This is a genomic window from Cognataquiflexum aquatile (assembly GCF_003316845.1).
In the GTDB taxonomy this organism is placed as follows: Bacteria; Bacteroidota; Bacteroidia; order Cytophagales; family Cyclobacteriaceae; genus Cognataquiflexum; species Cognataquiflexum aquatile.
The window spans coordinates 787,526-811,758 of sequence record NZ_QMIK01000004.1 but is presented as its reverse complement, the minus strand read 5'-3'; the positions used below and the strand labels follow the sequence as shown (position 1 = coordinate 811,758).

Here is a 24,233-nt window from a genome sequence, read left to right as displayed (position 1 = left end):
TCTATAAAGCTGTGCAAACTAACTGAAATGGGTGAATTGCCAAATTGGTTTTTGAACAAAGGTATCAATCAAAGCCAAAGTAAATCTAAAATTTTATTGTTGCTCCTACAATACCTTGAATTCCCCTTACCGGATAATTCAAAAACCGTTGGTTGTTTCTGTTCAAGAGGTTTTTGCCAATCACAAATGCCGAGATCTTTTCTGTTATTTGATAATCGGCTTTTAATTGAAGGTCCAAAATCGCAGGCAAAACCACTGTAAGGTCACTTTGCTGGTTGAATCCAACTATCCCGCCCATCAGATGGGCATTGAAATAAATCAGCCATTTTTCTGCCGGATTAAATTGGTTGTTGAGCGCAAATTCCCATTCGGGTCTTTGATAAGCAGCGCCCAAGTTACTTAAAGAATAATTGAAATAATCAGCCGTTGCCGTCATTTTGTACCATCCTTCGTACTCCCAACCTATCTTTGCGGTATAATTCAACACCCGGGTATTTTCATCAAATAGAAGGTTAAACCTTAGACTGTCTGACTGACTGTTTGCAAAGAAGTGCATGTTTCTATACTTCCCCACATTAAAGCCTGCTTCATAAGTCAGGCCTTGAAGCAATGTCCCTTTTATACCTGCCCCGGTTTTATAGTTTTGAATCGTATTGAGCAATTGGGCACTTGGACCCAAAAACTGATTCTCCATTACAAAATCATAGTAGGTTTTTCTCAAAACATCCCCTTCGAAAGCTCCATAAATGCCGATCTCTTTGCTCAACATATATTCACCTTTCAAGGCCGGAAAAACATGAAAATCAGATTTCTTATTGAGTGTCACATCATTTTCAAAAACAATATTAACCCCGACGGAGATATTCAATGCCTCATCTTGATACCCTAAATAGGGCTTTGTTTTGAAGTAATTTCTGTTGATATCACCATAAAACTCATCTTTCGGAGTAGTATGAGACCAATTAAAATCAATTGCTCCATTCAAATTGTCATTATACCAATAGGAGGAATTTGCAATGATAGATACCTCATTTTCGGAAGCAAGAAAATTGTCATTAAAAGCCCGGATACCTAACCTAGCGTTGTAATTGACCCCTTCCATTTTGTCAATGTCCTGAATACCTCCAAAAATCCGGAAGGTGTTGAGGATATTTTGACTTGGTACAAAATCGACCAGGTTCAAATTTTCAGGATCATAGCCATAGAAGTTGAATTTATGCCTGTCATATTTGATACCTCCATAAAACTGAAAGACATCCATAAAATATGTCCCATCCAATCCGAAATTTGTAAAACTTTCACCTGAATTTCGTCCATCAACAGGACCTTTCGCAAAACTTTGATGCTTTAATTTTGCTCCGATATTATAATTTTCATCCTCCCAGATATTATACCTTCCTTCCAAAAGCGGGGAGCCGTAGTTACCATATCCTATCCTGGCAAAGCCGGGGTATTTTTCCTCTGTTACTTTTGGAAAATTTTTTTGTGAAGCTTCCGCTTTGATCCCAACTGGAGGAAGGGTCAGGAAATATTGCTTCACATCATATTCAAAACTAGAATTTCCCTTTGAGGACGGTAAGGCGGGTACACGTTCAAATCTTCGTGGCTGAACCGGTAAGGTCAGAACCCTGTCTTTTCTAATGATAAATTCCTGGTCTTTGACTTCCCCTTTTTCCTGGCCAAATGCCAATTTGGGAACTCCCACCAATATTAAAAGGCCTAAAACAGCAAATATGAAAGCCTTTTGGACGGTTTGTTTCATCTGATTTTCTTTCATACTATTTTATTTCTGCCAATTTTTTATTTGCCATTTCTTTGATTTCGGGGTTATTGGAATTTTCAAGAATTGATTCCAATGTTGCTTTCGCCTGAAATACCTCATTGAGCTTCAGGTAATTATCCGCCAATAAGATAAAACATCTCCCATACCAATAATCATGAGGGAAGAAAGGTCCTGAGAAATCAAATATAGTGTTGTTGGATTGCTGATAACTTCCCTTCAAGGCTTGGCTTTCAGCCAAAAGATACAAGCCTTCTGCTCCATGAACTGTCTTATATTCATTGATCAAATCCATAAGCGTTTCGTCAGCTTCGGCGGTTTTTTTCAATTGTCGTAGAGATTTGGCTTTAACCAAGGTTGCTTCAGGAACTGCATCTTGGGTTACGCTTCCAAGCGGAATAACTTTGTCTGCAAAATATGCGGCAGAATCAAATTTCTGCGTCTGATAATATGCTTTCATCAACCCTGAGAAGACTTCAAATTCCTCGATTTTATTTCTGGAAAAGTTGATGGCCTCCCTGTAAAAACTTATGGCTTTTTTGAAATTATTGTTCTCCATCTCTATGGCTGCAATTCTAGGAACAGCTTTAGACCGTTGAACGGATGTTTTTACCTTCTCAATCTCATAGAAATATGCCAGAGCCTGTTCTTTTCTTCCCAACTTATAATGTGCATCGGCGATGAAGTAATTGGCCTCATCACGGTTGGCTGATTGTGGATAGTTTTTCAAATAACTGGAAAAAGCATTGATTGATTGTTCAAATGAGTTATTGAAGTAAAGGTTTTTTGCCGCCTCATATTCTAAGTTTTGAAGGCTTTTGTTGTCAGGGTTGGCATTTCTGTATGTTCCAAGATATTGCGAAAACTCACCGGACCTTCCCTGAAGCGCCAAAGCTTCCTGTAATCCAACCAGTGCTGCTTCAGCATTGGAAGAATTGGGATGCCTTTGCAAAATCGTCTTATAATCCTCTATCGTCTGATCATAATTTTGGAGAGAAAAATTAGCCACTGCCCTACCCTCCAAAGCGAATGGCACAAATTGACTGTTAGGACGGGAAGTGATCAACCTTGAATACCCCTCGCGGGCATCTGCATAGCGAGATTCTTCCATGTTGATCTGCGACTTTTGGTAAAGCGCATCCTCAAAATACAAGCTGTTGGGATATCCTGTGATCAATCTATCCAATTGGCTTATGGCTTCCTGATTTCTGCTTTGGAAATTATAGACTACCCCTGACCGGAAATAGGCATAATCAACAGAAGAACCTCCTTCTTCGATAGCCCTTTGGAAGGCTGACTGTGCCTCGGGGAATTTTTTCTGGACAAAATACACATCACCCAACCTTACCAAAGCCTCATCATATTTGTCGGGATCATCGTTTTTGCCTCCCTTTTCGACATATTGTCTGAATTGTGTTTCTGCTTTGGCATATTGCTGCAGGTTAAAAAAAGTATAACCTAACCCATAGTAAGATTTCAAAAGATAAGGATCAGTAGATATTGGCTTAAGGCTTTGGAGCGTTTCATACGACTTAATGGCTTGGGGGTCCCTGTTAGTTGCGGCGTAGTTTTCACCTTTCCAAAAATGAGCCTGAATTACCAAATCCCTGTCTACCGGTGAGGCCAAGGATTTATCAAAATAGGTTGTCGCCTGATCATGTTTTTTGTCTCTGTAATAGACAATCCCTTGGTAGAAAGTGATTTTTTGATAGGCAGCTTTTAACCTGTCAGATTTACGGGTCATTTTTTCGATATGTTCAATGGCCCGCAGGTAATTGTTGGTGTTGATCAAGGCATCGGTCAACAAGGTTTCGGCTTCATCGGCATAAATTCCATTTGGGAAATTTTCCAAATACGCATCTAAAGCATTGACCGCTTCCTGGAAACTTCCCCTTTCCAAATTTACTTTGGCAAAATTCACCAAAGCATCTTCCCTGATTTTTGGATCACTTGTGTTTTTGTAGGCAGCATTGAAGCTTGTGGAAGCAAATTGTGGGTTGTTCAATTTGAGATAAGCATGTCCGAGATAGTAGCTCGACACCTGTCCGATCTCATCTTCGATGACTGCGGATACTTTAAAATAGTCTGTAGCTCTTTGGAAGTTTCCAATCTCAAATTGCGCCACCCCTGCTTTATAGATTTGGGACCGGTCTAAATCCCTTTTTTGGGCATTTACAAAAGCATCGTAATTCTGAGCGGCCGCCGTAAAATTCCTCTTTTCAAAATAAGCCTCGGCAAGGTATAAATGGATTTCTTCCTTGCGGTCTAGATTGGGACGGGATTTCAAAACCGGTTCTGCATAGGCAATCAATTCATCGAAATAACCTTGTTGGTAATAAATCCCTGCAAGCATATAGGGGACTTTGGGTGCATAAAAGTTTGCTTTTTCTGCTTCCTTGAAATCCTTGATGGCCAGGTCAAAATTCCCTGATTCTTTTGAAATAAACCCTGCATAATAATAGGCATCAGCAGCATACTCCCCTTTTTCGACCTTTACCTGATTGAAATAATTCAAGGCATTTTTATTATCCTTGAGCTGAAAAAAGGAATACCCTGTCTTGAAATAGATTTCTGATTTTTGATCAGGTTTGATGGCAGAGGTTTCAATTTTTTGAAATGCAGGTATGGCCTCCCGGTAATTTTTCTTGTCAAAATAGTAACTCCCAAGGATAAATGCAGCCTCGTTTTTTTTGGGATGGCTTGGGTAGTTTCGGATAAAATGGTTGACAAGATCGGAAGCGCCGGGATTTTCTATCTTCAGGGCCGAGACAGCATGGAAAAAATCCACCAACACCTGTTGGTTTCCATCCAAATCCGCAACTTTGAGTTCCTCGTATTCAAACCTTGAAGCAGAAAAAAGGTGTTTGTGGAACAATTCAAAATTATCGTCCAAAACCTTCTGTTCTCCTGAATGGTATAGACCTGTCTGCGAACTTACATTGTGGGTACTCCACAGAATCAAAAACACTACAAAACTTTTCCTCATGGGTGAATAATGCCTTTAATGCATAATTTTATATACTAATTCTCTAAGAATCTCCCTGTCCTCCATTTCGCCTGCATCGACTCCCTTAGAACGCAAATCCGCCTCTTTTATATATGCGAAGCAATCAATAACCTTGCCCAAGCGGTAATTATTCGCAGCAATCCTGTATTCTTTAAGGAAATAAGGGTTCACTCCTGTAACTCGGGCAAGTTCTGCGTCCTGCATTTGTTTGTTGAAATGGACCAAGGCAACTTTACTGAAAAAGTTATACACCAGAGCTATGATCGGTATCACCGGATGGCTTTTGGGGTTTTGGGAAAAATAATGAATGATTTTATTGGCCTTGACAACGTCCTTAACGCCCATTGCTTTGGTCAACTCAAAAGTGTTGTACTCCTTATTTATCCCAATAAATTTTTGGATATGGTCTTTGGTGATTTTTGTTTCGCCCTGAAGGTTGAGAAACAGTTTTGAAAGCTCGTTGGAGATTACTTCAAGGTTATTTCCAATGCTGTCCGCCAAAAAAAACGAGGTTGTATTGTCAATAGAAAAGCCTTTACTTTTTACAAAACTTTCTATCCAGCCAGGCAAAAATGTATCCTTTATCTTCTCCGATTTGACAAAAACAGCGCTTTTTTCCAATTCCTTGGCCAAAGCCTTTCTCCCATCAATGTTTTTATACTTATGTGCAAATACCAAAATGGTGCTTGGCAGCGGATTCTTGACATAATTGATCAGCATCTGATCGATTTCTTCTTTGCCAAGCTGTGGGATATTTTGCGCTTCCTTTACAATGACCACCTGCCTGTCAGCCATCATTGGGAACCGCCTTGCGTTATTTAAAATGTCAGGTATAGTGACATCTTTGCCGTACATAACCACTTGATTGAAACCTTTGTCATGAGGCTGCAAAGCATTGGCTTCAATAAAATCAGATATCTGATCTATAAAAAACGGTTCCTCCCCTTGCAAAAAATAGATAGGTGCATATTTCCCTGACTTAAGGTCTTTTAATACATCTTCTGCTTTGTTGGCCATGGTTTGAGTTTTCGGTTCAAAGATATAAAGAAAACATTTTGGGAAAAGGATACCGCGTGGGCACTCAGGTAATTTTAAACTTTATTACCCTTAATTTTGTATTTACTTCAAAGTAATAAATAAAGACGTGGAAGAATTTCAACTAAGCGTAACCTATTTCAAGGAAGGGAAATTCCAAGAGGCGCTGACTCAGATCAATTTTTGTATCAACACAGACGGGAAAAACCCTGAATTCTATTTTTTCCGTGCTAGGGTTTATTCCCGTTTGGGCATTTTTGAATCGGCTTTGAATGATTTTAACAGACTGCTTGATTTTGATCCCTACAATCCTTCCTACATCAATGACAGGGCAGTAGTATTGCACCTGATGAAAAATAACGAGGAAGCCATGTCGGAATTTGACAGGGCCATCAATCTTGACCCCAAAAACCCTTACAGATTTGCAAGTAGGGCGTATTTTAGAGACAGGATTGGCGATTTGGCGGGTGCGATCGAGGATTACGAAAAAGCAATAGAACTCGATCCTGAGGATGCTGTATCCTATAACAACAAAGGCTTGGTGGAAGAAAAATTAGGCTACCAAGAAAGGTCAAAATCGAGTTTTTCAAAGGCTGACGACCTTATTGGATACAAAACAAAAGAAACTCAAGAATCTGATGCTCAAAAGAAAATAAAGGAGCAAAAATTTACAGAAAACCAGACTCCATCAAACCCTAAAAAAATCACTGCTTCGAACTACCTCAAAATGGTCAAAAATATTCTGACCAATCCTACCACACGTCAAGAATTTGTATCGTTTCTAAAATCAAAGTTCGGCAGTTCTTCAAAATAGCAATGCTAAACCTTCTTGATTACGAGCAGAGGTTTATTGATAAAATAAGACATTTTTCGGGAAAGGTTGTTTGAAAATATCTGTTCAAACCAGGTTTTCTTTTTGCTTAGGGTAATCAGAATATCGCCTTTGGCGATGATTAGGTAATTTTCCAAACCAAGTCCCGGTTCGTCCCGATAGGATTTGAGGACAAAATTGACTTTTTCATATTTGATGAATGGCCTTATTTCCTGTACCATCGTCATATGAAGGGACTTATCAATATTCTTCACCTTGGTGCTTACATGGACAATGTCAATTTCACTTTCCCAGAATCCGGCCAATTCCACAACTTTCTGAACTGCAAGTTTATCTTCTTCCAAATAATCAGTGGCATAAACCAATTTCTTTGGAGATTTGAAGAAAACCTTCCTAGGGATAACCATGACATCTCTTTCTGATTTTTCTACTAACCTGCTTGCCCTTGTACCGATATAATTTTGCTTAAAATCATTGACACCTTCTGTCCCCATGATAATAAGGTCAGCATTGTTTGCATCAGCATAGTCCAAAATAGTATTGACAGTCTTCCCTTCAATAAACTCGCTTTGGCAGGATTTCAACCCATTTGGTATACTTTCCTGACTGACAACTTTCACAAGACTATCAAGTTTTTTTTGAATAAAACTGTATTGGTCTCCTGCATGAAATTCGTTTGAGGCAAGTTTTTGATAATCTTCTTTGTCCGGAACATGAAATAAAAACAAATCGGCTTTGTACATTTCTCCCAATTTTGCAGCGTATTCAATGGCATTGAGTGAACATTCAGAGAAATCTGTCGGGCAAACAATCTTAAAAGTAGTGTCCATTTTGTTGACTTTTTAATAACCTAAAATTCGGTTAATCTGATTCAGTAGTTGTTTCTTGTCTTTTATCCTTTTATAGTTTTCAATTATTTGTGGTATGGCAGAATTTGGATTTGTCACGCTGGCAATATGCGGCGTAACAGTAATTTTGTCAGAATTCCAAAAGGGATGTTCCTGTGGCAAAGGTTCTTGCCTGAAAACATCCAAAAAAGCACCTGATATGATGCCTTCACCGATTGCTGTCACTAAATCACCTTCAACAAGATGATTCCCTCTTGCTACATTTATGATATAAGTACCTTTGTTACACTTTCGAAAAAAATCCAGGTTAAGGATATTTTCTGTTCTTGGGGTCAAAGGTAGCATACAAACAATTAAGTTTACGTTATTTAGGAATTGGGGAAGTTCATCTCCATAAAAATAAGGATAATCCGTGTCAGTCTTTGGACTGTTACCATATCCAAAAACAGGAAATCCCAACATCTTCAATTTTGAAATAACATCACTGCCCAAAGCCCCAACACCCATGACACCGACCTGAATTTCGAGTTCGGGATTAGTCATGTCCCAAACTTTCTTTTTTTGATTGGACTGATACCTATACAATTGCCTTTGGTAATTTAAAGTAGCCATAACCACATAATTGGTCATGGGAACCGTAAGTCCAGGATCAACAATTCTTGTGATTGGCAGTGTAATCGGAATCTCAGGATCACTCAGAATATGATCCACTCCCGCTCCCATAGAGCAAATCAACTTCAGGTTAGGAAATTCCTTGAGAATACCTTTAGGATGCTGCCATAAAATGACAAGCTCAACAGATTCTTTGTCCCTGATATCCGGAAAAATTTGAATATCAATAGATGGGTCTGCTTTTTTAAAAGATTTTACCCAAGAACTAACATCCCTTCCAGGGGAAATTATGGCTATACTCATTCTTTTTTTTAAAATTAAAACCCGGTTCCAAATTGCCTTTCTAATCAACTAATTAAAAAAACAATTCTTTTAGCGGCTACAATATGCTCAATCGACCTAAATTTCTGATTATGCATATTCAAAAAGCACTAAATTCTACAGATTGAATAATTTATTATCTTTACGAATGTCAATTCCAACTCAACTAAATTAACATACAAAAAAATGAAAAGCAAATCCATTTTATTGCAATTTATGATAATAGTAGCATTATCTACGGTTGCTGTAGCCCAACAGATACAAATGCCACAGGCAAGTCCCACTGCAACTATAAGTCAAAAAATTGGACTTACAGATGTTACCATAGAATATAGCCGTCCAAGTACCAAAGGAAGAAAAATATTCGGAGAATTAGTTCCATTTGGGGAAGTATGGAGAACAGGGGCAAATGCTGCTACCATCATCACTTTTAAGAATGAAGCAAAAGTGGAAGGAAACAATGTTCCTGCAGGATCTTATGCCCTTTATTCCATTCCTGACAAAAATGAATGGACTATAATCCTATCCAAAAACACAAAATTATGGGGCGCTGTTGGGTATGATGCAAAAGATGACCTCGTGAGATTCAAAGTAAAGCCAGGCAAAACAGGTCAGAAATATGAGACCATGGAAATCAACTTTGTAGATATGACCGATACAGGTGCTACGATTGCGTTGAAATGGGAAAATACCAGAATCAAATTCCGTATAGAAACAGAGGTGGATAGCATTGTGATGGCTGAAATCAAGGCATTGGTGATCGATCAAGGAGCTGACAATCCGGGCTTGCTGTATCAGGCGGCCAATTATTACTTTACCAATAACAAAGACATGAACCAGGCATACGATTGGATCACAAAATCTGTCAGCGAAGATCCAAAATACTGGACCATGCACCTAAAAGCTAAAATTGAACTGGCTTTGGGTAAGAAAAAAGAAGCAATCGACAGCGCTACTAAATCAATGGAAATGGCTAAAGAAGCCAAAAACCCTGATTATGTCAGCCTTAATGAGAGATTGATCAAATCAATTAAATAATATTTACAACATGTTCAAGATTCTTGATATTGAAAAGTGGTCCCGAAAAGACCACTTTTTGTTTTTCAGTAAGTTTGAAGAACCTTTCTTTGGAGTGACAATAAGGATAGATTGTACCAAAGCCTACCAAAATGCAAAGTCAAATGGCAGTTCATTCTTTTTATATTATCTCCATGCTGCCCTTCAGGCGGCAAATTCCATAGAACCATTCCGGTATAGAATCAGGGATGGCCAAGTATTGGTATTCGAAAAAATAAATGCTTCCCCCACCATCAACCGTGAAAATGGGACATTTGGCTTTTCTTACATGGATTACTTTGAGAATTTTAAGGAATTTGAGAAATATGCCAAAATTGAAATAGAAAAGGTGAGAAACAGCACAGGGCTTGATCCTGCAGGTTCGGGTGAAAATGTGATCCATTTCTCTTCCATTCCTTGGATTGACTTTACTTCCTTGTCACACGCCAGAAGTTTCTCATTTTCTGATTCATGCCCAAAGATCTCCTTTGGAAAAGTCAAAGATTCCGGGGGAAATAAAACCATGCCAGTATCCATTCACGTACACCATGCCCTGATGGATGGGCATCATGTCGGTCAATTTATTGAGGAATTTCAAAAACTATTGGACAGATGAGCACCATACCTATTGGATTAAAAAAAGCAGCAACAATCTGTGTACTCAAAAACGGAGATAGTTTCCTGCTCTTAAAGCGACTAAAGGAACCAAATAAAGACCTCTATACTCCTGTAGGAGGTAAATTAGACCCATACGAAACTCCCCTGTCAGGAGCTATGAGGGAGACTTGGGAGGAAACAGGAATCCGGGTCGAGACCATGGATTTTTGCGGAATCCTGACCGAGACATCACCAATAAACTATAACTGGATCTGCTATGTGTACTTGGCAGAAATCGATAAAATACCACCTCCGGATTGTAATGAAGGAACATTGGAGTGGATTTCATTTGATCAGATATTAAATATCCCTACCCCAAAGACAGATTGGTATATTTACAGATTTCTTTTGGACAAAGAAAAATTCGTTCTTGATTCTGAATATGATGAAAATATGGAGATCAAATGGTTGGTCAATGAGTTGACGGGCGAAAGACTGATCGGATAAATGTGAATGTAAGCTTCTCAATCGATTTCAGGACTAAGTGCCAAAAATCACAAAAGTATTTTGTTCAATAAAAGGCATTACTTTTTAATAATATGCTAATTTTGAGCTTAGATCATAAAAAATCCACAGCAATAATGCCCCACAATAAGAAATTTATTATTGATTTTGACAGTACATTTACGCAAGTTGAAGCTTTGGATGTGCTGGGAGAAATCAGTCTGAAGAATGATCCAAAGCGAGATGAAAAAATCCAGGCCATCAAAAACATCACCGATCTTGGGATGGAAGGAAGTCTCAACTTCCGCGAAAGTCTCGAAAGAAGGTTGGATATCTTGGAAGCTTCCAAGCCTCAGATCTCTGAATTAATTGCAGAACTGAAAACCAAAGTCTCTAAATCCTTTCAGCGGAACAAAGAATTTTTTGAAGAAAACGCAGACAATATCATCATCATTTCCAACGGTTTCAAGGATTTTATCACCCCCATAGTCGGGGAGTATGGAATCAAAGCTGAAAATGTTTTTGCCAATGAGTTTATCTATGACGATGCCGGCAAAATCATAGATTTCAACCGTGACAATGTCCTTTCCAAAAACGGTGGTAAATCTAAAACCATCAAAACACTCAATCTCGAAGGAGACATCTACGTAATCGGAGATGGCTACACAGATTATGAAATCAAAGAATCAGGCCTTGCCAATAAATTCTACGCATTCACTGAAAATGTCGAAAGACCAAAAGTGACCTCCAAAGCGGACCACATTGCCCCTAGTTTAGATGAAATCCTTTACGTCAATAAAATGAACAAGAAATTCTCTTACCCAAAAAGCCGAATCAATGTACTCCTTCTAGAAAATGTCCACCCAATCGGCGTGGAATTGATGAAACATGAAGGCTATAATGTAGAAGTTATCAGCTCTGCCCTTAACGAAGAAGAACTTGCAGAAAAAATCAAAAACGTCAGTATCCTTGGCATCCGCTCCAAAACCAATGTAACCAAAAAAGTTCTTGAAAATGCAAATAGGCTGATTTCTATCGGCGCCTTTTGCATCGGTACCAATCAGATTGATTTGGAAACTTGTACCGAAAAGGGCATTGCGGTATTCAATGCACCTTTCAGCAACACCCGTTCGGTAGTAGAAATGGCCATTGCCGAAATCATCTTCCTGATGAGGGGATTCCATGACAAAAGCCACGGAATGCACAAAGGAATCTGGGACAAATCTGCCTCAGGCAGTTTTGAAATCCGCGGTAAAAAATTGGGAATCGTAGGTTACGGAAATATAGGTGCACAGCTTTCAGTCTTGGCCGAAAACATGGGAATGGATGTCTACTACTATGATGTTATTGAAAAACTTGCGCTCGGAAATGCCACAAAAATCGATTCTTTGGATGAATTGCTCAAGACCTGTGATGTGATTACCCTACATGTGGACGGCAGAAAAGACAACAAATGCCTGATCGACAAATCAAAAATTGCTTTGATGAAAAAAGGTTCATACCTCGTCAATCTCAGCCGTGGCCATGTAGTGGATATACCGGCTTTGAAAGAAGCACTTGAATCAGGACATATTGCCGGTACTGCAGTGGATGTATTCCCTCATGAACCAAAAAATAATGATGAGCCTTTTGCTTCGGAATTGATAGGTATGAAAAACACCATTCTGACACCTCACATTGGTGGTTCTACCTTAGAAGCCCAGCAAAACATTGCCAGATTTGTTCCTGGAAAAATCATGGAATATATCAATACAGGAAATACTTACAATTCAGTAAACTTCCCCAATATCCAATTGCCATTCTTAAAAGATGCGCACAGATTGATCCATGTTCATCACAATGAACCAGGTGTCTTGGCTAAAATCAACCAAATCCTAGCCAGTTACAACATCAACATTGTAGGCCAATACCTTAAAACCAATGAAAAAATCGGTTATGTAATTTCTGATATCAATAAGGCTTATTCTCCTGAAATGATTGAAGCTATGAAAGAAATTCCAGGTACAATCAGGTTTAGGGTACTTTATTGAAATAGATAGAAATACAATTGAAATACATTGAAATAAAAAGAGGCAACGAGGGATCGTTGCCTTTTTTTAATTTTTATAAACTTGAATCCAGAAAGCTCATCAAGCTAGCTCAAATACCAACCTCTTAAGAATTTGAGATTATCGAATAATTCGTGAATCCAAATCCAAGGGATATACTTTGGAAGTCACTTTCGAAAAATCGACTGATGTTGGATTAAGGACAAAATTCAGTGAAGTTTTATCAACAATAGAAGGAATACCAAATCACAAGACACCACTTTGAAGTAATTGAGTTCCGTAATCCTGAGAAACTCTCAAAGGCGGAATTGCATCCCACCCTTCCGGTAATTCATTCATGTCTGGAACAAATGCACTTTTGTCAGGAACATCAAACTCCATGACTGAAGAAAGCACATACCTTTCTGAAGAAAATAATTCGGAATCAATCGTAAGTCTTTCTAACAAGGAAGAAGAAATGGATGCGCTCCCATATAAAGCCGGGACGCCTTGAAAATTCCACCTGCCACCATACAATTTGGCACCTTCCCCACTGACATCGCAATATTGATTCAAAGCAATACGGTAAACTTTCATCTATCCTCAAATAGCAATACCGTGCTGCAAGCGCAAAATCTCGGTCTTTAGAATATCAAGCCCTTCAGAAACATCAAGAAGATCAAGTGGAATTCTATTGCCAATGGTAAAAAGGGGCCTCTCCATCCAACGCCTAAAACCCTCACTGCCAAAATAATTAGTACCCAAAGCATATAGCTCTGCCAATTCATACATCTTTTCAGATTGGACAACATCAAAAACATCTTTTCTCTGAAGTGTCTTGGCAGATACAGCCAAAGCTGCCGCCAAAGTATTATTATCAAGACCCGATATTTCTTTCAATCCCTCAAAGGATCTCTTTTTTAGGCCTTTACGGAAAGTCTCCACCCTTTGAAATGGCTCATCCAATCTTCCATGTTCCACATTCAAAATGTCATGAGCAGACAATCGGGACTTTTTGTAATAGGCCACCGCAGGCTCACTTACAACTGAGGGTTTCTTTTCCATTCAAATATCACGTAATTTGTCCTCTAACATAACGTAATTTGTCCAGTAAATTTACATGTTTTCTCTCTTTTTTTCGGAGACAAAATTCCTTCCTTTCTCTTCAATTAATTTCTCGAAAATTTATCAGAATAAGTTTAGTTTAAATTTGGAAAAACTATAAGCTTTCACGAAATTTAAGTTGAACTTTCGCCACTTTGCTATGACTAAGAAAATCCTCAGCTTCGTACTCATTGGTTTACTTTTTATTTCTTGCGCAGAAAAAGAAGATCCTGAAACTGTTTTTGGATTATATCTTCCGGAATCCATTACCTCTGATCGGCCAATAGACTTTACAGGTAATGGAATTGTTTCGCTGGATTTACTTGATCAACTTATTAAAGCCAACAACATCAGAATATTCGCCGGTCAGAATTCTGGAACGATTTTTCTTAATTTGTACAGCCCAGAATATTTTAACGTACATTTTTCTCAAGTCATTCTCAAACTTCCACATCATTATGAATTTAATGATCAAGTTACAATATTATATGTCCAAGATGGAAGGAGGTTTGATCTGGAAGGCAATGGATCTGTAGCTTTATCATGGAATCGCTATCCTTACCCATTTGAATTTCCAGAGCAAATCCATGAAGACATTGTCATAGAAAGTCTAAAAACCAATTCAGGAAAAAACAATAATGTGGAATTAGTGACTTCCCAAAGGATATTTGACTATTCCAAAAAAGAGTGGGTTGAGGCAAAAGTTACTTACACTTTTCGAAAGGACGGTCCATGTTGTTAGACATCAATGATTAAGAAAGAAAATTTGGGCCTCCAAAATTTGGTTAACTAACTTTATCCCAACCTCCAACTTCCCGCCTTTTACCTTTCACCTCTTACTTCTTCCTTCCTCAATCAACCTTCTTCCTTTATCAATTTCCCATCCTAATCATCCTTACTCCTCCCCCTCCAGGTCTTGGCATATTGTTCATCGGATTGAGGTTATTGTTGAGCTTATAGGTGAAGCTCAGAAGAATAAATCTCCCAAGATTGTTGGTAACTGTCTGTTCGATAAAGTTCACATCAGCCCTTTGGGAAACTCCCACGTTTTGGTTGAAAAGGTTTTGACCGGTGAGTTTGATTTCTCCTTTTTGGCCTTTGAGGATAAACCTACTGATTGACAAATTCAAAACAGGAATAGATTCTCTAAAATCCGTAGTCTCACTTTTATATAGCAAATAATTAAAATTGCCTCCGACGGTATAGTTTTTTAGAAAATTGATATTGGCTTCAGCATTGTAGTTTTGGTTGAAGAAAAGCTGGTTTTGCTCAGGGCTGAAATCGTAAGCAGTACGTTGTCTGCTGAGATTGGCGGACAATCCGACATTGACATATTCCTTCCAATTATAATCATACCGGATATTTCCACCCAAGTTGGATATCTTGATCACATCCTCCATTTCATTGATCAGGTTGAGGCCTTTTTGGTAAGTTAGGTTTGGTCCAACACTGAAACTGCTGTTCAATTGCTTTATGGGAAATCCCAAATTAACATTGGAATTGAGCATCAAATTGTCTTTCACATTTACAGGCATAATGGTCCTAACCTGCCTTTCATCGATCGATTGGGAGTTTACAATGGCGTTTTCTGTATAATTAACATTGACCATGCCAAAAAAGCTAATGAATTTTCCCATATCAAAGCTGTTGTAATTGACCCGCCAATTATGAAGAAAAGCGGGTTTAAGCTCCGGATTTCCAACATAAATATTCAATGGATCGGAATTATTGATCACAGGCTGAAGCTGTTCAATGGTGGGTTCGGTCACTGAAGTACCATAGTCGAAGCCAAGGTTTTTGGAATTTGAAAAGCTATAATTGACTCTCAGGCTTGGAAGGATGTTTTCAAACCGGTTTTTGATTTTCTCATCAAACAACAGCAATTCGCCGTTTAGCCTAGTCGCCTGCATTGCCAGGCCTGCCACTACATTGTATTTGTTTCGGTTCATACTGAAGTTCACTCCGGGCCTGTGGTAGGTGTAAAGGCTGGTAAATTTATTACTCAGAGCGGTATTGAATTCGAGGTTTTCCTCTTCTTTATCAAAAACCTCACGGTTGACATCGTTGTGGTTTTGCCGGAAATTATAGACCACTTCGAGATATTTTCTACCGCCTAAAGGTTCGGTGTAAGAAAAATTTCCTCCATAATTGATTGCAGTATTTTCCTGTAGCTGAAGTTGTTCTATGATTTCTGTTTCAGGAACGCCGGTAAAAAACTCATTTTTGGCATAAAGGTCACCTTGATACTGATTGTCACTGACTCCCAGGTTGAGGTTAGCTGACCAGCTTCTTCCCTGCTTCTTGAACCTGTGTCTAAATAAAAAATCGGTATTCAACTGAAAACTGTTCCCCTCCGTCAGGTTAGTCCTTTCCCCTTTATTTAAGATATTACCATTCAAATCAGTGTTTTCGGTAAGGCTATTCATCACCCTGTTTGTCTCTGTATAATTGGCATTGGTAGTGGATCTGAAAGAGTTTAGGGTATCGATTTTATGGTCCAAGATTAAATTAACCTTATGATTTGAATTGAGGTTATCTTGCTTGCTACGTTCATTGAAGTTAAAATCTCCTGTCGGAAAAAAATTCAGTCTGTTGGTGTTTTGGATAATATTATGGTCGAGCCGGTTAAAAAAATAGCTTCCGTTCATTTTGGTTTTTTTGCTGAGCTCTTGATTGATATTGGAACCAAATCCAATGGAATTCATTATCCCGTTCATTCTTTGGCCTGTATTGATGGGAATACTGCTTGGATTGTTGCCGCCTATGACAATCCTCACCTGACCTCCTGAAGCAAAGCTTTGGATTCCACCATTGAAATTGATGTAATCATCGATAGAAAATCCCTGTTCATTGGTATTGTTTGCCATCCCTAAAAATGAAAGCTGCTGCTTGTCACTAAACTTATTGACGTTTCCTTTTAGCGCGTACCTGTTTTCAGTTCCTGCTCCTCCGTTCAAAGTTCCGAAATAGCCTTTTTTATAATCCTCTTTCAATTGTAGGTTGATGGTTTTTTCTCTTTTTCCATCATCAATTCCCGTAAATGCTGCCTGATCTGATTTCCTATCATAAATCTGGATTTTGGAAATAGCTTCAGCAAGGAGGTTTTTGGAAGCCATTTTAGGATCGTTGCCAAAAAACTCCTTTCCATCCACAAATATCCTCTGAACTTTTTCACCCTGGGCTTTGATATTCCCTTCGCTGTCCACTTCCACTCCGGGGAGTCTTTTGAGCAAGTCTTCAACATTGGAATTGGGCTGGGTTTTGAAAGCCATCGCATTGTATTCAATCGTGTCTTTCTTCACTGTTACAGGAGCGATATCCTCCACAGTAACCATGTCCAGTTCAGCTGTATTTTCATCCAATTTGATCAATGCCAATGAAAGTGATGTTGAATTTTCAGGTTTTTTGATGACTTGGGAAAAAACTTTGAAACCCACAAAAGAGACCTGTAAGACCAACTCACTTTCCCTGATGTTTTTGATTTCAAAACTCCCCGTTGGATTACTCACACCAAAAGTCACCAAAGTGGAATCTTTAGGATCCAAAAGGGTAATTGTCGCAGATGGAAGTGCTCTGCCGGACTTGTCCTGAATGGTTCCTGATACGGACCATCGGTTGCTTTGAGCCGAAAGTTGGGAGAGGATAAAAAACAGAAAGATGAAAGCTGTGGTTTTTTTCATAGTTGGAGGTTTGGAAGTGGGAATTAGGGAAGTAGGGAAGTGGGAAGAAAGGAGGCTAGGAAGGTTGAAAGTTGGATGTACGATTTACGATGTACGATTTCCGAGGCTTACCTCTTGTTTCCTCATCTCTTACTTCCCTTTCTCGCTTCTTGATACTTAAATCTTGATACTGTATCTCTGCTCTCGCATCTCAAATCTCACGTCTTATATCTCAAGTCTAATTCCTAATAATCATCCTCATCCCTCCTTGACCACCTTGAACACCCATTTTCTCCATTTCGGTCTGAACCATAGCTTTGTAGGCTTCATCTGTAAGTTCTTCTCCGCCTTTTGGTTCCTTGAGTTCATTTTTCTTTAATCCCCTCAAATCAATCTTATCTGCTGTGATTACAATTTCATCAGAGTTTACAGCCACTTCCAAAATCAATCCAGGCAAACCGTGGAAACCCTCAGGTCCAATGGGCAGCCTGATTTGCTCTGTGTACCAAGCTGTTATTTCTCTTTGGTTTTCATCTGTATAAGTGGCGTTCTTACAGACAAATCCCGAAATTTCTTTAGACTCCACTCCTAGTTTCCAGGGAATCCGACTGGTTTCATTTTTGATGATGTACTTTTTACCCATAAACTCCCGCAACTGCGTCATCATCTCATTGTCTCGGTTGATGTATGTTTCATTTTGCATCACCATTCTGATTACCCTTGGTCCTCCGCCAGAACCTGCACTTTGATCAAAGGGATTTTCGTCTACGGGCAATGGTTTAAACAGACTTTCCAATTCATTGAAAAACAATTGGTTTTGAGTGGAACTGAATTCCGGGACCATCTTTTTCATTTCTTCCTCTTCCGGGGGAATCCTTTTATGCATGTTGACTTTGGTGGTATAAGTGACCACGCCTTGTGTGACTTCGTTGGAAATAAAACCCCAAGAGGCACAGACTAAAATCGCTAAAAGATATTTTTTCATGGTTTTTCATTTTTTATGATCCAAAAGTAAAGTGCCCAAAAATAGAACTAGGTTAAGCAACCTGAATACAAGGTTAATTAAGGTTAATGTCCTGCATTAAAGCCTGAAAAAGCAGATATCTTTGTTTCATGCAAAATAAAAACGGTCTGTATTTGGCACTTATGGCGACCAGCATTATGGTGCTCTTGGTATTGCAGCTCTTTTGGTTGAGGTCGGTTTACCGGGATTACCGTACAAATTTCAGACAAGAAACAAGTTTATTGTTTAAGAATACCGTCACAGGAATGTTGGACTCGATGATGGTAAAAGGCCTGAGCCCTGCAATAATCCAAAATTTCCCAAGTGACTCATTATTTTGGCAGGGACAAATGGAATCCAATATACCTGGAGATTCTGTGAAAGCTATTCAGATAGAAGTTCATGGCATCAGGCAAAATTCAATCAAAATGGAAAGTTTACATCCTGATTCAATCCAACAAATCAGGGTGATAACCCGGGGCAAGCCCATCGATATTGATTCATTAAAGAAGACTTTGAGGCCGATGATGCAAAAAATCGACACGATACCGGCTACAAACAGGTTCATTTTTAGGATCAATGAGGAAACCATTGACATAGAAACCATCAACCATAAATTCAATCAGATCTTGGAAGAAAATGGATATCCTTTTAATTCAAAAATCAGGAAAGCTTTAAGATTCGATGATTTTGATTCATTGGGTAATCACGTTCTTATTTTGGATGAAATCCCGATTCCTCCAGGTCTGAGGGTTCAGGCTTATTTTGAGGGCATTGAAGGGTATTTTTTAAAAAAAATGCTTCCACCGATCCTGTTCGCGGTGACGGTATTGGCTTTCATAAGCTTTTCGCTGATCATGATGTTCAGAAATATGCTCAAGCAGCAGCAACTCAATCTCATTAAAAACGACATCATCAGCAACATTACCCACGAACTCAAAACACCTATTTCGACAGTATCAGTCGTATTGGAATCACTTCAAAACTTCGGTGCAAATGAAAATCCCGCGACCAAAGAAGAGTATATTCAAATCGCAAAAAATGAACTGAAACGGCTGACTTCCTTGACTGATAACATCCTAAAATCATCAGTATTGGGATCTAACCAATCGGAAGCATTGACCAAATTGGACTTAAGCAATCTTTTGGTTGAAAACCTGAATACCCTTAAACCGATCTTGGATTCCAAAGGATTTGAATTTTCTTTGGTAGAAAAGGGTACAAACTTTAACGTCCAAGGAAATGCAGAACAACTTTCTTTGGTAATATTCAACCTGCTTGATAATGCCATCAAATACAGCAAGGACCGTCTTTTTATCAAAGTCACTCTAGTAGAAGATGTTAAATTCCTTCTTCTAAAAATCGAAGACAAAGGTATCGGCATTCCCGAGTCTTACCAAAAGGACATTTTTGAAAAATTTATCCGTGTGCCCCAGCAAGACATTCACGATGTGAAAGGATATGGGTTAGGCTTGGCCCAGGTAGCTGAAATAATCAAATTTCACAAAGGAAAAATCCTCTTGGAAAGCCAGCCCGGAAAAGGATCCGTTTTTATCGTCCAACTGCCAAAAGTATGACCAAGATATTATATGTAGAAGATGAACCGGCCTTGGGAAAGATTGTCCGAGAAAGTCTCCAAAGCCGAAATTACCAAGTAACCATGGCTGAGGATGGGCTTGAAGGCCTCAGGTTTTTTGAGAAAGATTCCTATGACATTTGTGTGCTTGATATCATGCTTCCCAAAATGGATGGTTATACCCTTGCCAATGAAATCCGAAAATCATCGCCCGCCATTCCTATTATTTTCCTGACTGCAAAAAGCCAGGTACAGGATGTGGTCAAAGGATTTCAGACGGGAGGCAATGATTACCTCAAAAAACCCTTCAGTCTTGAGGAGTTAATCGTAAGAATTGAAAACTTACTCAGCCTGACCAAAGGTCAAAGCAATAGTCAAAAACAGGAATTGGTTTTTGGAAAATTTACATTTTCTCCTTCCAAATTTGAACTGAAAAACCCATCCGGTGACTTAAAGAGGCTTTCATACAAGGAAGCAGGTATCCTTATGATGCTCTTGGAAAATACCAATCAAACAGTAGAGAGAAAAGATATTCTGATCAAACTTTGGGGAGATGACAGTTATTTCAATTCCCGCAATCTTGACGTTTACATTACCAAGCTCCGTGATTACATCAAGCCGGATCCTACTTTACAGATTATCACCATCAAAGGGATAGGGTATTACTTTTCAGTTTGAAATGATTTTACCACAAAAGGCACAAAAGAAAAATGGAAAATTACTTTTCAGGTAAATACCTGTAGGATTCACTTACAAAAGTTTTTTGGCCTTCATCATAAAGGTGAAAAACATTGAAATTATATAATATCCCTTTAGGTGAGTTCAAAATTTTCATATAAGATAAAACCTGTGCATCGAAAATGGGCAATATTTTATCTACTGATTTCAATTCAACAACCAAAATACTTTCAACCAGTAAATCACATCTTAGAGTTGAGTTTATTATTCTCCCTTTATATTCAAAATCCATTAATTTTTCTGATTCAAATTTGATTCCCCTAAGTTCAAGTTCAACCTCCAAACAACTTTGATAGAATTTTTCAAGTAATCCTGGACCCAATCGTTTATGAACTTCAATTGCAGCGCCGTTTACTTTGTAAGTCAAATCAGTCAAATATCCTTTTGTTATCATTTAGGCAAATTTTGACTTGCTAAAATAGGTTGGAGTAAAAAAATAACATTAAAATAAACGTTTATTTAAACAATTACCTTTTGTGCCTTTTATGGTAAATTATCAGTCATTTTTAAATTCACATTAATCGATTTGAAGGACAAAACCCTTATGTCTTTCCACAAAAAATCCCTTTCTTTGCCCTAGTCAAAATTCCCCTTCCCTTATGAAGATTATTGCCATCGGAAGAAACTACGCGGAACATATCGAGGAACTGAAAAACGAGCGCCCCTCCGCCCCTGTTGTATTCCTGAAGCCTGATACAGCCGTTCTCAAAAGCAACGCTCCCTTTTACCATCCTGACTTTTCGGAGAATATCCACCATGAAGTAGAATTGGTTTTGAAGGTGTGTAAGGAAGGCAAACATGTCCAAAAAAAATTTGCTGACCGGTACTTTGATGAAATCGGGATCGGGATTGACTTCACTGCAAGAGACCTGCAGGATAAGTGCAAAGCAAAAGGACTTCCCTGGGAAATCGCCAAAGCTTTTAACGGGTCCGCTCCCATCGGGGAATTTTTACCTGTGTCGGAGTTCAAAAATTTTGCAGATATCAACTTTCACCTCCATATCAATGGGGAGCTGAGGCAAAAAGGAAACACTTCCATGATGCTGTTTGATTTTGCCGTAATCATTGAATATGTATCCCAATTTTTCACCTTGAAAAAAGGGGACCTCATCTTTACAGGAACTCCTGCGGGGGTTGGAAAAGTCTCTGTTGGAGATAGGTTAGAAGCGTTTATAGAAGACAAAAAGCTATTGGATTTTGAAGTCAAGTAAATACCTCCTCATTTTATTTTTATTTTTTCCTTTCCTCCTCCATGCCCAGGAATACCTTTTTCCGGTCAAGCCCGGAAGCAGAAATCTCTTGTCAGGAAATTTCAGTGAAATCCGTCCCAACCATTTCCATTCAGGAATAGACGTCAAAATCGGCGGTGTCGATGGAGAACCGATTCTCGCTATATCTGATGGATACGTGTACAGGATCAAAATTTCTTCCTTTGGCTATGGCAATATCATCTACCTCAAGCATACCAACGGCCAGTCTTCCGTCTATGCCCATCTCCGGAATCTTTCTCCTAAAATCATGGAATTCATGCGGAAGGAGATGTATTTTGCCCAGAAAAACGAATTGGAAGTATTTCCGGATCCTGAATTCCTCCCCATCAAAAAAGGCGAAATCATAGGAAACGGTGGAAATACAGGGAGTTCGGGTGGACCGCATTTGCATTTTGAAATCAGAGACAGCCTTGACAGGGCCATAGACCCATTTATTTTTGGGTTCAAAGAAGTAGTGGACAAAACACCTCCGGTTTTATACAAAATCGCCCTAAGCCCACTCGATTCTGATGCTAGGGTCAATGGCCGATACCAAAGACAAGAATTTACCCCCATCATCGAAGGCGGAAGGTATATTCTCCACCAGCCTGTAAAAATTACCGGACGGGTTGGTGTAGAAATCTATGCAGTGGATAAAATGGACGGTGTCAATAATGTTTTTGGAATTCCTGTCATAGAAATGCTCGAAAACGAAAAACCTCTTTACCGTATCAATGTTGACCATGTCGATTTCAATAAAGGGAGGTTCTTTTTGAGTCATATGTACCAAAACAGGTTTATCAGGCTATACCAATATCCCAACAACCAACTCAAGATTTACGAACCTGATTCCCTGACAGCAGGCGCCATCTCTGCCAAAACCGGGGAGAAAAAGCAGCTGAAAGTCACGATGAAGGACTACTTCGGCAATGCACGGGTTCTAAGTCTGCAGGTCGAGGGAGAAGATTCAAAAACCCAGATAGGAAGCCAAGCCATTTCTGCAAATAAGACTACCAATATATCATTCAATAGAGAAGTGATGGTGATTCAGACTGCCGGTTCAGAATGGGGTACTTTGGCCAAGGTTTTTGTAAACAGTCATGAAATGGAAATCCCTCCTGCCTATATCCAAGATGGCCGAAGAAACTACTTTTGGGATATGCGCTATGGTGTTCCTGACTCGGTAGACCTTTGTACAGAAATCATAAAACCGGGGGTTCTTGTCAAAATTCCCTTTGGCGAAGAAATCTCATTTGCAAATAATGATGTCGAAATCAAATTTTCAGAAAACACACTTTTGGATGATCTCTACCTTCGCATAGAAAGGAAAAAAAATGGCAATGGGCCATCCATCAGAATCAACAGCCCCTCTGAATACCTTCAAAGCAACATGGAAGTACTTATCAGAAATACCGGATATTTAGGAGACAAAAAAAATACCCATGTCTATTTTCAGGCAGATAATGGACGAAAATCCTTCGTTGGTGGTGAATGGGAATCGGAAGATATCAGATTCAAAACCAGAAATTTTGGTACTTTTGTTTTGGACGTCGATAGGTCCGCCCCCACGATTGCCCCGGTCAGGGTCAATGCCTCAGAGTTGAGATTTGTGATCAAAGATGATAAGTCCGGGATCAAAGATTTTGAAGCTTATGTGGACGGAAAATGGATACTCATGAGGTATGAACACAAACAAAGTGTGATCTGGTCTGAAAAATTAGATAAACAACCATTCAAAGGAGAAGTTCTATTGATAGTAAGGGATATGGCAGGGAATGAAAAACGCTATACAACCAAACTTTAATCAATCTTCAACTTTAAACAAAAAACATTATGTCATTAGCAGTAGGAAATCCGGCACCAAGTTTTGAAGCAAAAGACCAAAACGGAAACATCATCAAACTTTCCGACTTCAAAGGAAGAAAAGTTATCCTTTATTTTTATCCAAAAGACGCCACACCGGGATGTACAGCACAGGCCTGTAACCTCAGAGACAATTATGAAGCATTGCAAAAAGCAGGTTTTATCGTGCTTGGAGTAAGTTCGGATTCCGAAAAATCACACCTCAAGTTTATCGGAAAACAAAACCTCCCCTTCCCGCTCATTGCCGATGAAGACCTCAAAGTCCATGAAGCATACGGCACCTGGGTAGAAAAATCCATGTATGGCAGAAAGTATATGGGAACTGCAAGAACCACTTTTGTCATAGATGAAAATGGGATTTTGACAGAAATAATCGAAAAAGTGGATACTAAAAACCATACCAATCAAATACTCAAATAAT

21 protein-coding genes are annotated in these 24,233 nt (G+C 39.0%); 11 read left to right on the top strand and 10 right to left on the bottom strand.

Going from position 1 to position 24,233, the window contains the following annotated elements:
• Window positions 1–85: 85 nt before the first annotated feature.
• The 3 genes from DQW11_RS14985 to holA are packed head-to-tail and all read right to left on the bottom strand — an operon-like array spanning window position 86 to window position 5,804.
• Window positions 86–1,777, bottom strand: coding sequence for a TonB-dependent receptor (locus DQW11_RS14985; protein WP_232826761.1), 1,692 nt, complete (start codon window positions 1,775–1,777; stop codon window positions 86–88).
• 1 nt (window position 1,778) lies between these two features.
• Window positions 1,779–4,766 carry a tetratricopeptide repeat protein gene (locus DQW11_RS14980; protein WP_113924857.1) on the bottom strand — a complete coding sequence of 996 codons (2,988 nt, stop codon included), beginning with the start codon at window positions 4,764–4,766 and terminating at the stop codon, window positions 1,779–1,781.
• Window positions 4,767–4,781: 15 nt separating this feature from the next.
• Window positions 4,782–5,804: a DNA polymerase III subunit delta gene (gene holA, locus DQW11_RS14975; RefSeq protein ID WP_113924856.1), complete on the bottom strand. Its 1,023-nt coding sequence runs from the start codon at window positions 5,802–5,804 to the stop codon at window positions 4,782–4,784.
• Between the two features lie 127 nt (window positions 5,805–5,931).
• On the opposite strand from holA, the gene DQW11_RS14970 reads away from it, so the two are divergent.
• Window positions 5,932–6,636, top strand: coding sequence for a tetratricopeptide repeat protein (locus DQW11_RS14970; protein ID WP_113924855.1), 705 nt, complete (start codon window positions 5,932–5,934; stop codon window positions 6,634–6,636).
• A gap of 5 nt (window positions 6,637–6,641) precedes the next feature.
• On the opposite strand, the gene DQW11_RS14965 is transcribed toward DQW11_RS14970, so the two are convergent.
• Entirely contained in the window at window positions 6,642–7,484 is an 843-nt protein-coding gene (locus DQW11_RS14965) for a universal stress protein (protein ID WP_113924854.1), read from the bottom strand.
• Between the two features lie 12 nt (window positions 7,485–7,496).
• A complete protein-coding gene (locus DQW11_RS14960) occupies window positions 7,497–8,417 on the bottom strand; it encodes a 2-hydroxyacid dehydrogenase (protein WP_113924853.1) in 921 nt (306 codons plus the stop codon).
• Between the two features lie 204 nt (window positions 8,418–8,621).
• Between DQW11_RS14960 and DQW11_RS14955 the strand changes: the two genes are divergently transcribed.
• The 4 genes from DQW11_RS14955 to serA all read left to right on the top strand — a co-directional run bounded on the left by DQW11_RS14955 (window position 8,622) and on the right by serA (window position 12,622).
• The gene (locus tag DQW11_RS14955; protein ID WP_113924852.1) at window positions 8,622–9,473 is read left to right on the top strand and encodes a DUF2911 domain-containing protein; all 852 of its coding nucleotides are present in this window, start codon (window positions 8,622–8,624) and stop codon (window positions 9,471–9,473) included.
• Between the two features lie 10 nt (window positions 9,474–9,483).
• Entirely contained in the window at window positions 9,484–10,107 is a 624-nt protein-coding gene (locus DQW11_RS14950; protein ID WP_113924851.1) for a chloramphenicol acetyltransferase, read from the top strand.
• A complete protein-coding gene (locus DQW11_RS14945) occupies window positions 10,104–10,595 on the top strand; it encodes an NUDIX hydrolase (protein WP_113924850.1) in 492 nt (163 codons plus the stop codon). Before DQW11_RS14950 ends, DQW11_RS14945 begins: the two co-directional genes overlap by 4 nt.
• A gap of 134 nt (window positions 10,596–10,729) precedes the next feature.
• Complete coding sequence (serA, locus tag DQW11_RS14940) at window positions 10,730–12,622, top strand: phosphoglycerate dehydrogenase (protein WP_113924849.1); 1,893 nt, start codon at window positions 10,730–10,732, stop codon at window positions 12,620–12,622.
• 264 nt (window positions 12,623–12,886) lie between these two features.
• Here the strand turns inward: serA and DQW11_RS14935 are convergent, their stop codons facing one another.
• Entirely contained in the window at window positions 12,887–13,216 is a 330-nt protein-coding gene (locus DQW11_RS14935; RefSeq protein WP_232826760.1) for an RES family NAD+ phosphorylase, read from the bottom strand.
• A gap of 6 nt (window positions 13,217–13,222) precedes the next feature.
• A complete protein-coding gene (locus DQW11_RS14930) occupies window positions 13,223–13,684 on the bottom strand; it encodes an antitoxin Xre-like helix-turn-helix domain-containing protein (RefSeq protein WP_113924848.1) in 462 nt (153 codons plus the stop codon).
• A gap of 199 nt (window positions 13,685–13,883) precedes the next feature.
• Here DQW11_RS14930 and DQW11_RS14925 point away from each other — a divergent pair, with 199 nt between their 5' ends.
• A complete protein-coding gene (locus tag DQW11_RS14925; RefSeq protein ID WP_113924847.1) occupies window positions 13,884–14,465 on the top strand; it encodes a hypothetical protein in 582 nt (193 codons plus the stop codon).
• Between the two features lie 130 nt (window positions 14,466–14,595).
• Here the strand turns inward: DQW11_RS14925 and DQW11_RS14920 are convergent, their stop codons facing one another.
• Both DQW11_RS14920 and DQW11_RS14915 read right to left on the bottom strand, forming a co-directional pair.
• The gene (locus DQW11_RS14920; protein ID WP_113924846.1) at window positions 14,596–17,403 is read right to left on the bottom strand and encodes a TonB-dependent receptor family protein; all 2,808 of its coding nucleotides are present in this window, start codon (window positions 17,401–17,403) and stop codon (window positions 14,596–14,598) included.
• A gap of 217 nt (window positions 17,404–17,620) precedes the next feature.
• Complete coding sequence (locus tag DQW11_RS14915) at window positions 17,621–18,367, bottom strand: GLPGLI family protein (RefSeq protein ID WP_113924845.1); 747 nt, start codon at window positions 18,365–18,367, stop codon at window positions 17,621–17,623.
• Between the two features lie 128 nt (window positions 18,368–18,495).
• On the opposite strand from DQW11_RS14915, the gene DQW11_RS14910 reads away from it, so the two are divergent.
• Together DQW11_RS14910 and DQW11_RS14905 are read left to right on the top strand one after the other, a co-directional pair.
• Complete coding sequence (locus DQW11_RS14910; RefSeq protein ID WP_113924844.1) at window positions 18,496–19,962, top strand: sensor histidine kinase; 1,467 nt, start codon at window positions 18,496–18,498, stop codon at window positions 19,960–19,962.
• The gene (locus DQW11_RS14905) at window positions 19,959–20,639 is read left to right on the top strand and encodes a response regulator transcription factor (protein ID WP_113924843.1); all 681 of its coding nucleotides are present in this window, start codon (window positions 19,959–19,961) and stop codon (window positions 20,637–20,639) included. Before DQW11_RS14910 ends, DQW11_RS14905 begins: the two co-directional genes overlap by 4 nt.
• Window positions 20,640–20,679: 40 nt before the next feature.
• Here DQW11_RS14905 and DQW11_RS14900 read toward each other — a convergent pair whose 3' ends face one another.
• Window positions 20,680–21,093: a GxxExxY protein gene (locus tag DQW11_RS14900; RefSeq protein ID WP_113924842.1), complete on the bottom strand. Its 414-nt coding sequence runs from the start codon at window positions 21,091–21,093 to the stop codon at window positions 20,680–20,682.
• 205 nt (window positions 21,094–21,298) lie between these two features.
• Between DQW11_RS14900 and DQW11_RS14895 the strand changes: the two genes are divergently transcribed.
• Genes DQW11_RS14895 through bcp form a run of 3 tightly spaced genes read left to right on the top strand, consistent with a single transcriptional unit; the run spans window position 21,299 to window position 24,232 of the window.
• Window positions 21,299–21,910 (top strand): fumarylacetoacetate hydrolase family protein, encoded by a 612-nt coding sequence (locus DQW11_RS14895; protein ID WP_113924841.1) that lies wholly within the window; start codon window positions 21,299–21,301, stop codon window positions 21,908–21,910.
• The gene (locus tag DQW11_RS14890) at window positions 21,897–23,753 is read left to right on the top strand and encodes a M23 family metallopeptidase (protein WP_113924840.1); all 1,857 of its coding nucleotides are present in this window, start codon (window positions 21,897–21,899) and stop codon (window positions 23,751–23,753) included. The genes DQW11_RS14895 and DQW11_RS14890 overlap by 14 nt, the downstream gene beginning before the upstream one ends.
• Window positions 23,754–23,782: 29 nt before the next feature.
• Window positions 23,783–24,232 carry a thioredoxin-dependent thiol peroxidase gene (gene bcp / locus DQW11_RS14885; RefSeq protein ID WP_113924839.1) on the top strand — a complete coding sequence of 150 codons (450 nt, stop codon included), beginning with the start codon at window positions 23,783–23,785 and terminating at the stop codon, window positions 24,230–24,232.
• Window position 24,233: the final 1 nt, after the last annotated feature.

What these genes read in the sequence shown, in the direction of transcription:
- DQW11_RS14985 (WP_232826761.1), bottom strand. Translation starts at nt 1,777, where the DNA reads ATGAAAGAAAATCAGATGAAACAAACCGTCCAAAAGGCTTTCATATTT.
- DQW11_RS14980 (WP_113924857.1), bottom strand. Translation starts at nt 4,766, where the DNA reads ATGAGGAAAAGTTTTGTAGTGTTTTTGATTCTGTGGAGTACCCACAAT.
- holA (WP_113924856.1), bottom strand. Translation starts at nt 5,804, where the DNA reads ATGGCCAACAAAGCAGAAGATGTATTAAAAGACCTTAAGTCAGGGAAA.
- DQW11_RS14965 (WP_113924854.1), bottom strand. Translation starts at nt 7,484, where the DNA reads ATGGACACTACTTTTAAGATTGTTTGCCCGACAGATTTCTCTGAATGT.
- DQW11_RS14960 (WP_113924853.1), bottom strand. Translation starts at nt 8,417, where the DNA reads ATGAGTATAGCCATAATTTCCCCTGGAAGGGATGTTAGTTCTTGGGTA.
- DQW11_RS14955 (WP_113924852.1), top strand. Translation starts at nt 8,622, where the DNA reads ATGAAAAGCAAATCCATTTTATTGCAATTTATGATAATAGTAGCATTA.
- DQW11_RS14950 (WP_113924851.1), top strand. Translation starts at nt 9,484, where the DNA reads ATGTTCAAGATTCTTGATATTGAAAAGTGGTCCCGAAAAGACCACTTT.
- DQW11_RS14945 (WP_113924850.1), top strand. Translation starts at nt 10,104, where the DNA reads ATGAGCACCATACCTATTGGATTAAAAAAAGCAGCAACAATCTGTGTA.
- serA (WP_113924849.1), top strand. Translation starts at nt 10,730, where the DNA reads ATGCCCCACAATAAGAAATTTATTATTGATTTTGACAGTACATTTACG.
- DQW11_RS14935 (WP_232826760.1), bottom strand. Translation starts at nt 13,216, where the DNA reads ATGAAAGTTTACCGTATTGCTTTGAATCAATATTGCGATGTCAGTGGG.
- DQW11_RS14930 (WP_113924848.1), bottom strand. Translation starts at nt 13,684, where the DNA reads ATGGAAAAGAAACCCTCAGTTGTAAGTGAGCCTGCGGTGGCCTATTAC.
- DQW11_RS14925 (WP_113924847.1), top strand. Translation starts at nt 13,884, where the DNA reads ATGACTAAGAAAATCCTCAGCTTCGTACTCATTGGTTTACTTTTTATT.
- DQW11_RS14920 (WP_113924846.1), bottom strand. Translation starts at nt 17,403, where the DNA reads ATGAAAAAAACCACAGCTTTCATCTTTCTGTTTTTTATCCTCTCCCAA.
- DQW11_RS14915 (WP_113924845.1), bottom strand. Translation starts at nt 18,367, where the DNA reads ATGAAAAAATATCTTTTAGCGATTTTAGTCTGTGCCTCTTGGGGTTTT.
- DQW11_RS14910 (WP_113924844.1), top strand. Translation starts at nt 18,496, where the DNA reads ATGCAAAATAAAAACGGTCTGTATTTGGCACTTATGGCGACCAGCATT.
- DQW11_RS14905 (WP_113924843.1), top strand. Translation starts at nt 19,959, where the DNA reads ATGACCAAGATATTATATGTAGAAGATGAACCGGCCTTGGGAAAGATT.
- DQW11_RS14900 (WP_113924842.1), bottom strand. Translation starts at nt 21,093, where the DNA reads ATGATAACAAAAGGATATTTGACTGATTTGACTTACAAAGTAAACGGC.
- DQW11_RS14895 (WP_113924841.1), top strand. Translation starts at nt 21,299, where the DNA reads ATGAAGATTATTGCCATCGGAAGAAACTACGCGGAACATATCGAGGAA.
- bcp (WP_113924839.1), top strand. Translation starts at nt 23,783, where the DNA reads ATGTCATTAGCAGTAGGAAATCCGGCACCAAGTTTTGAAGCAAAAGAC.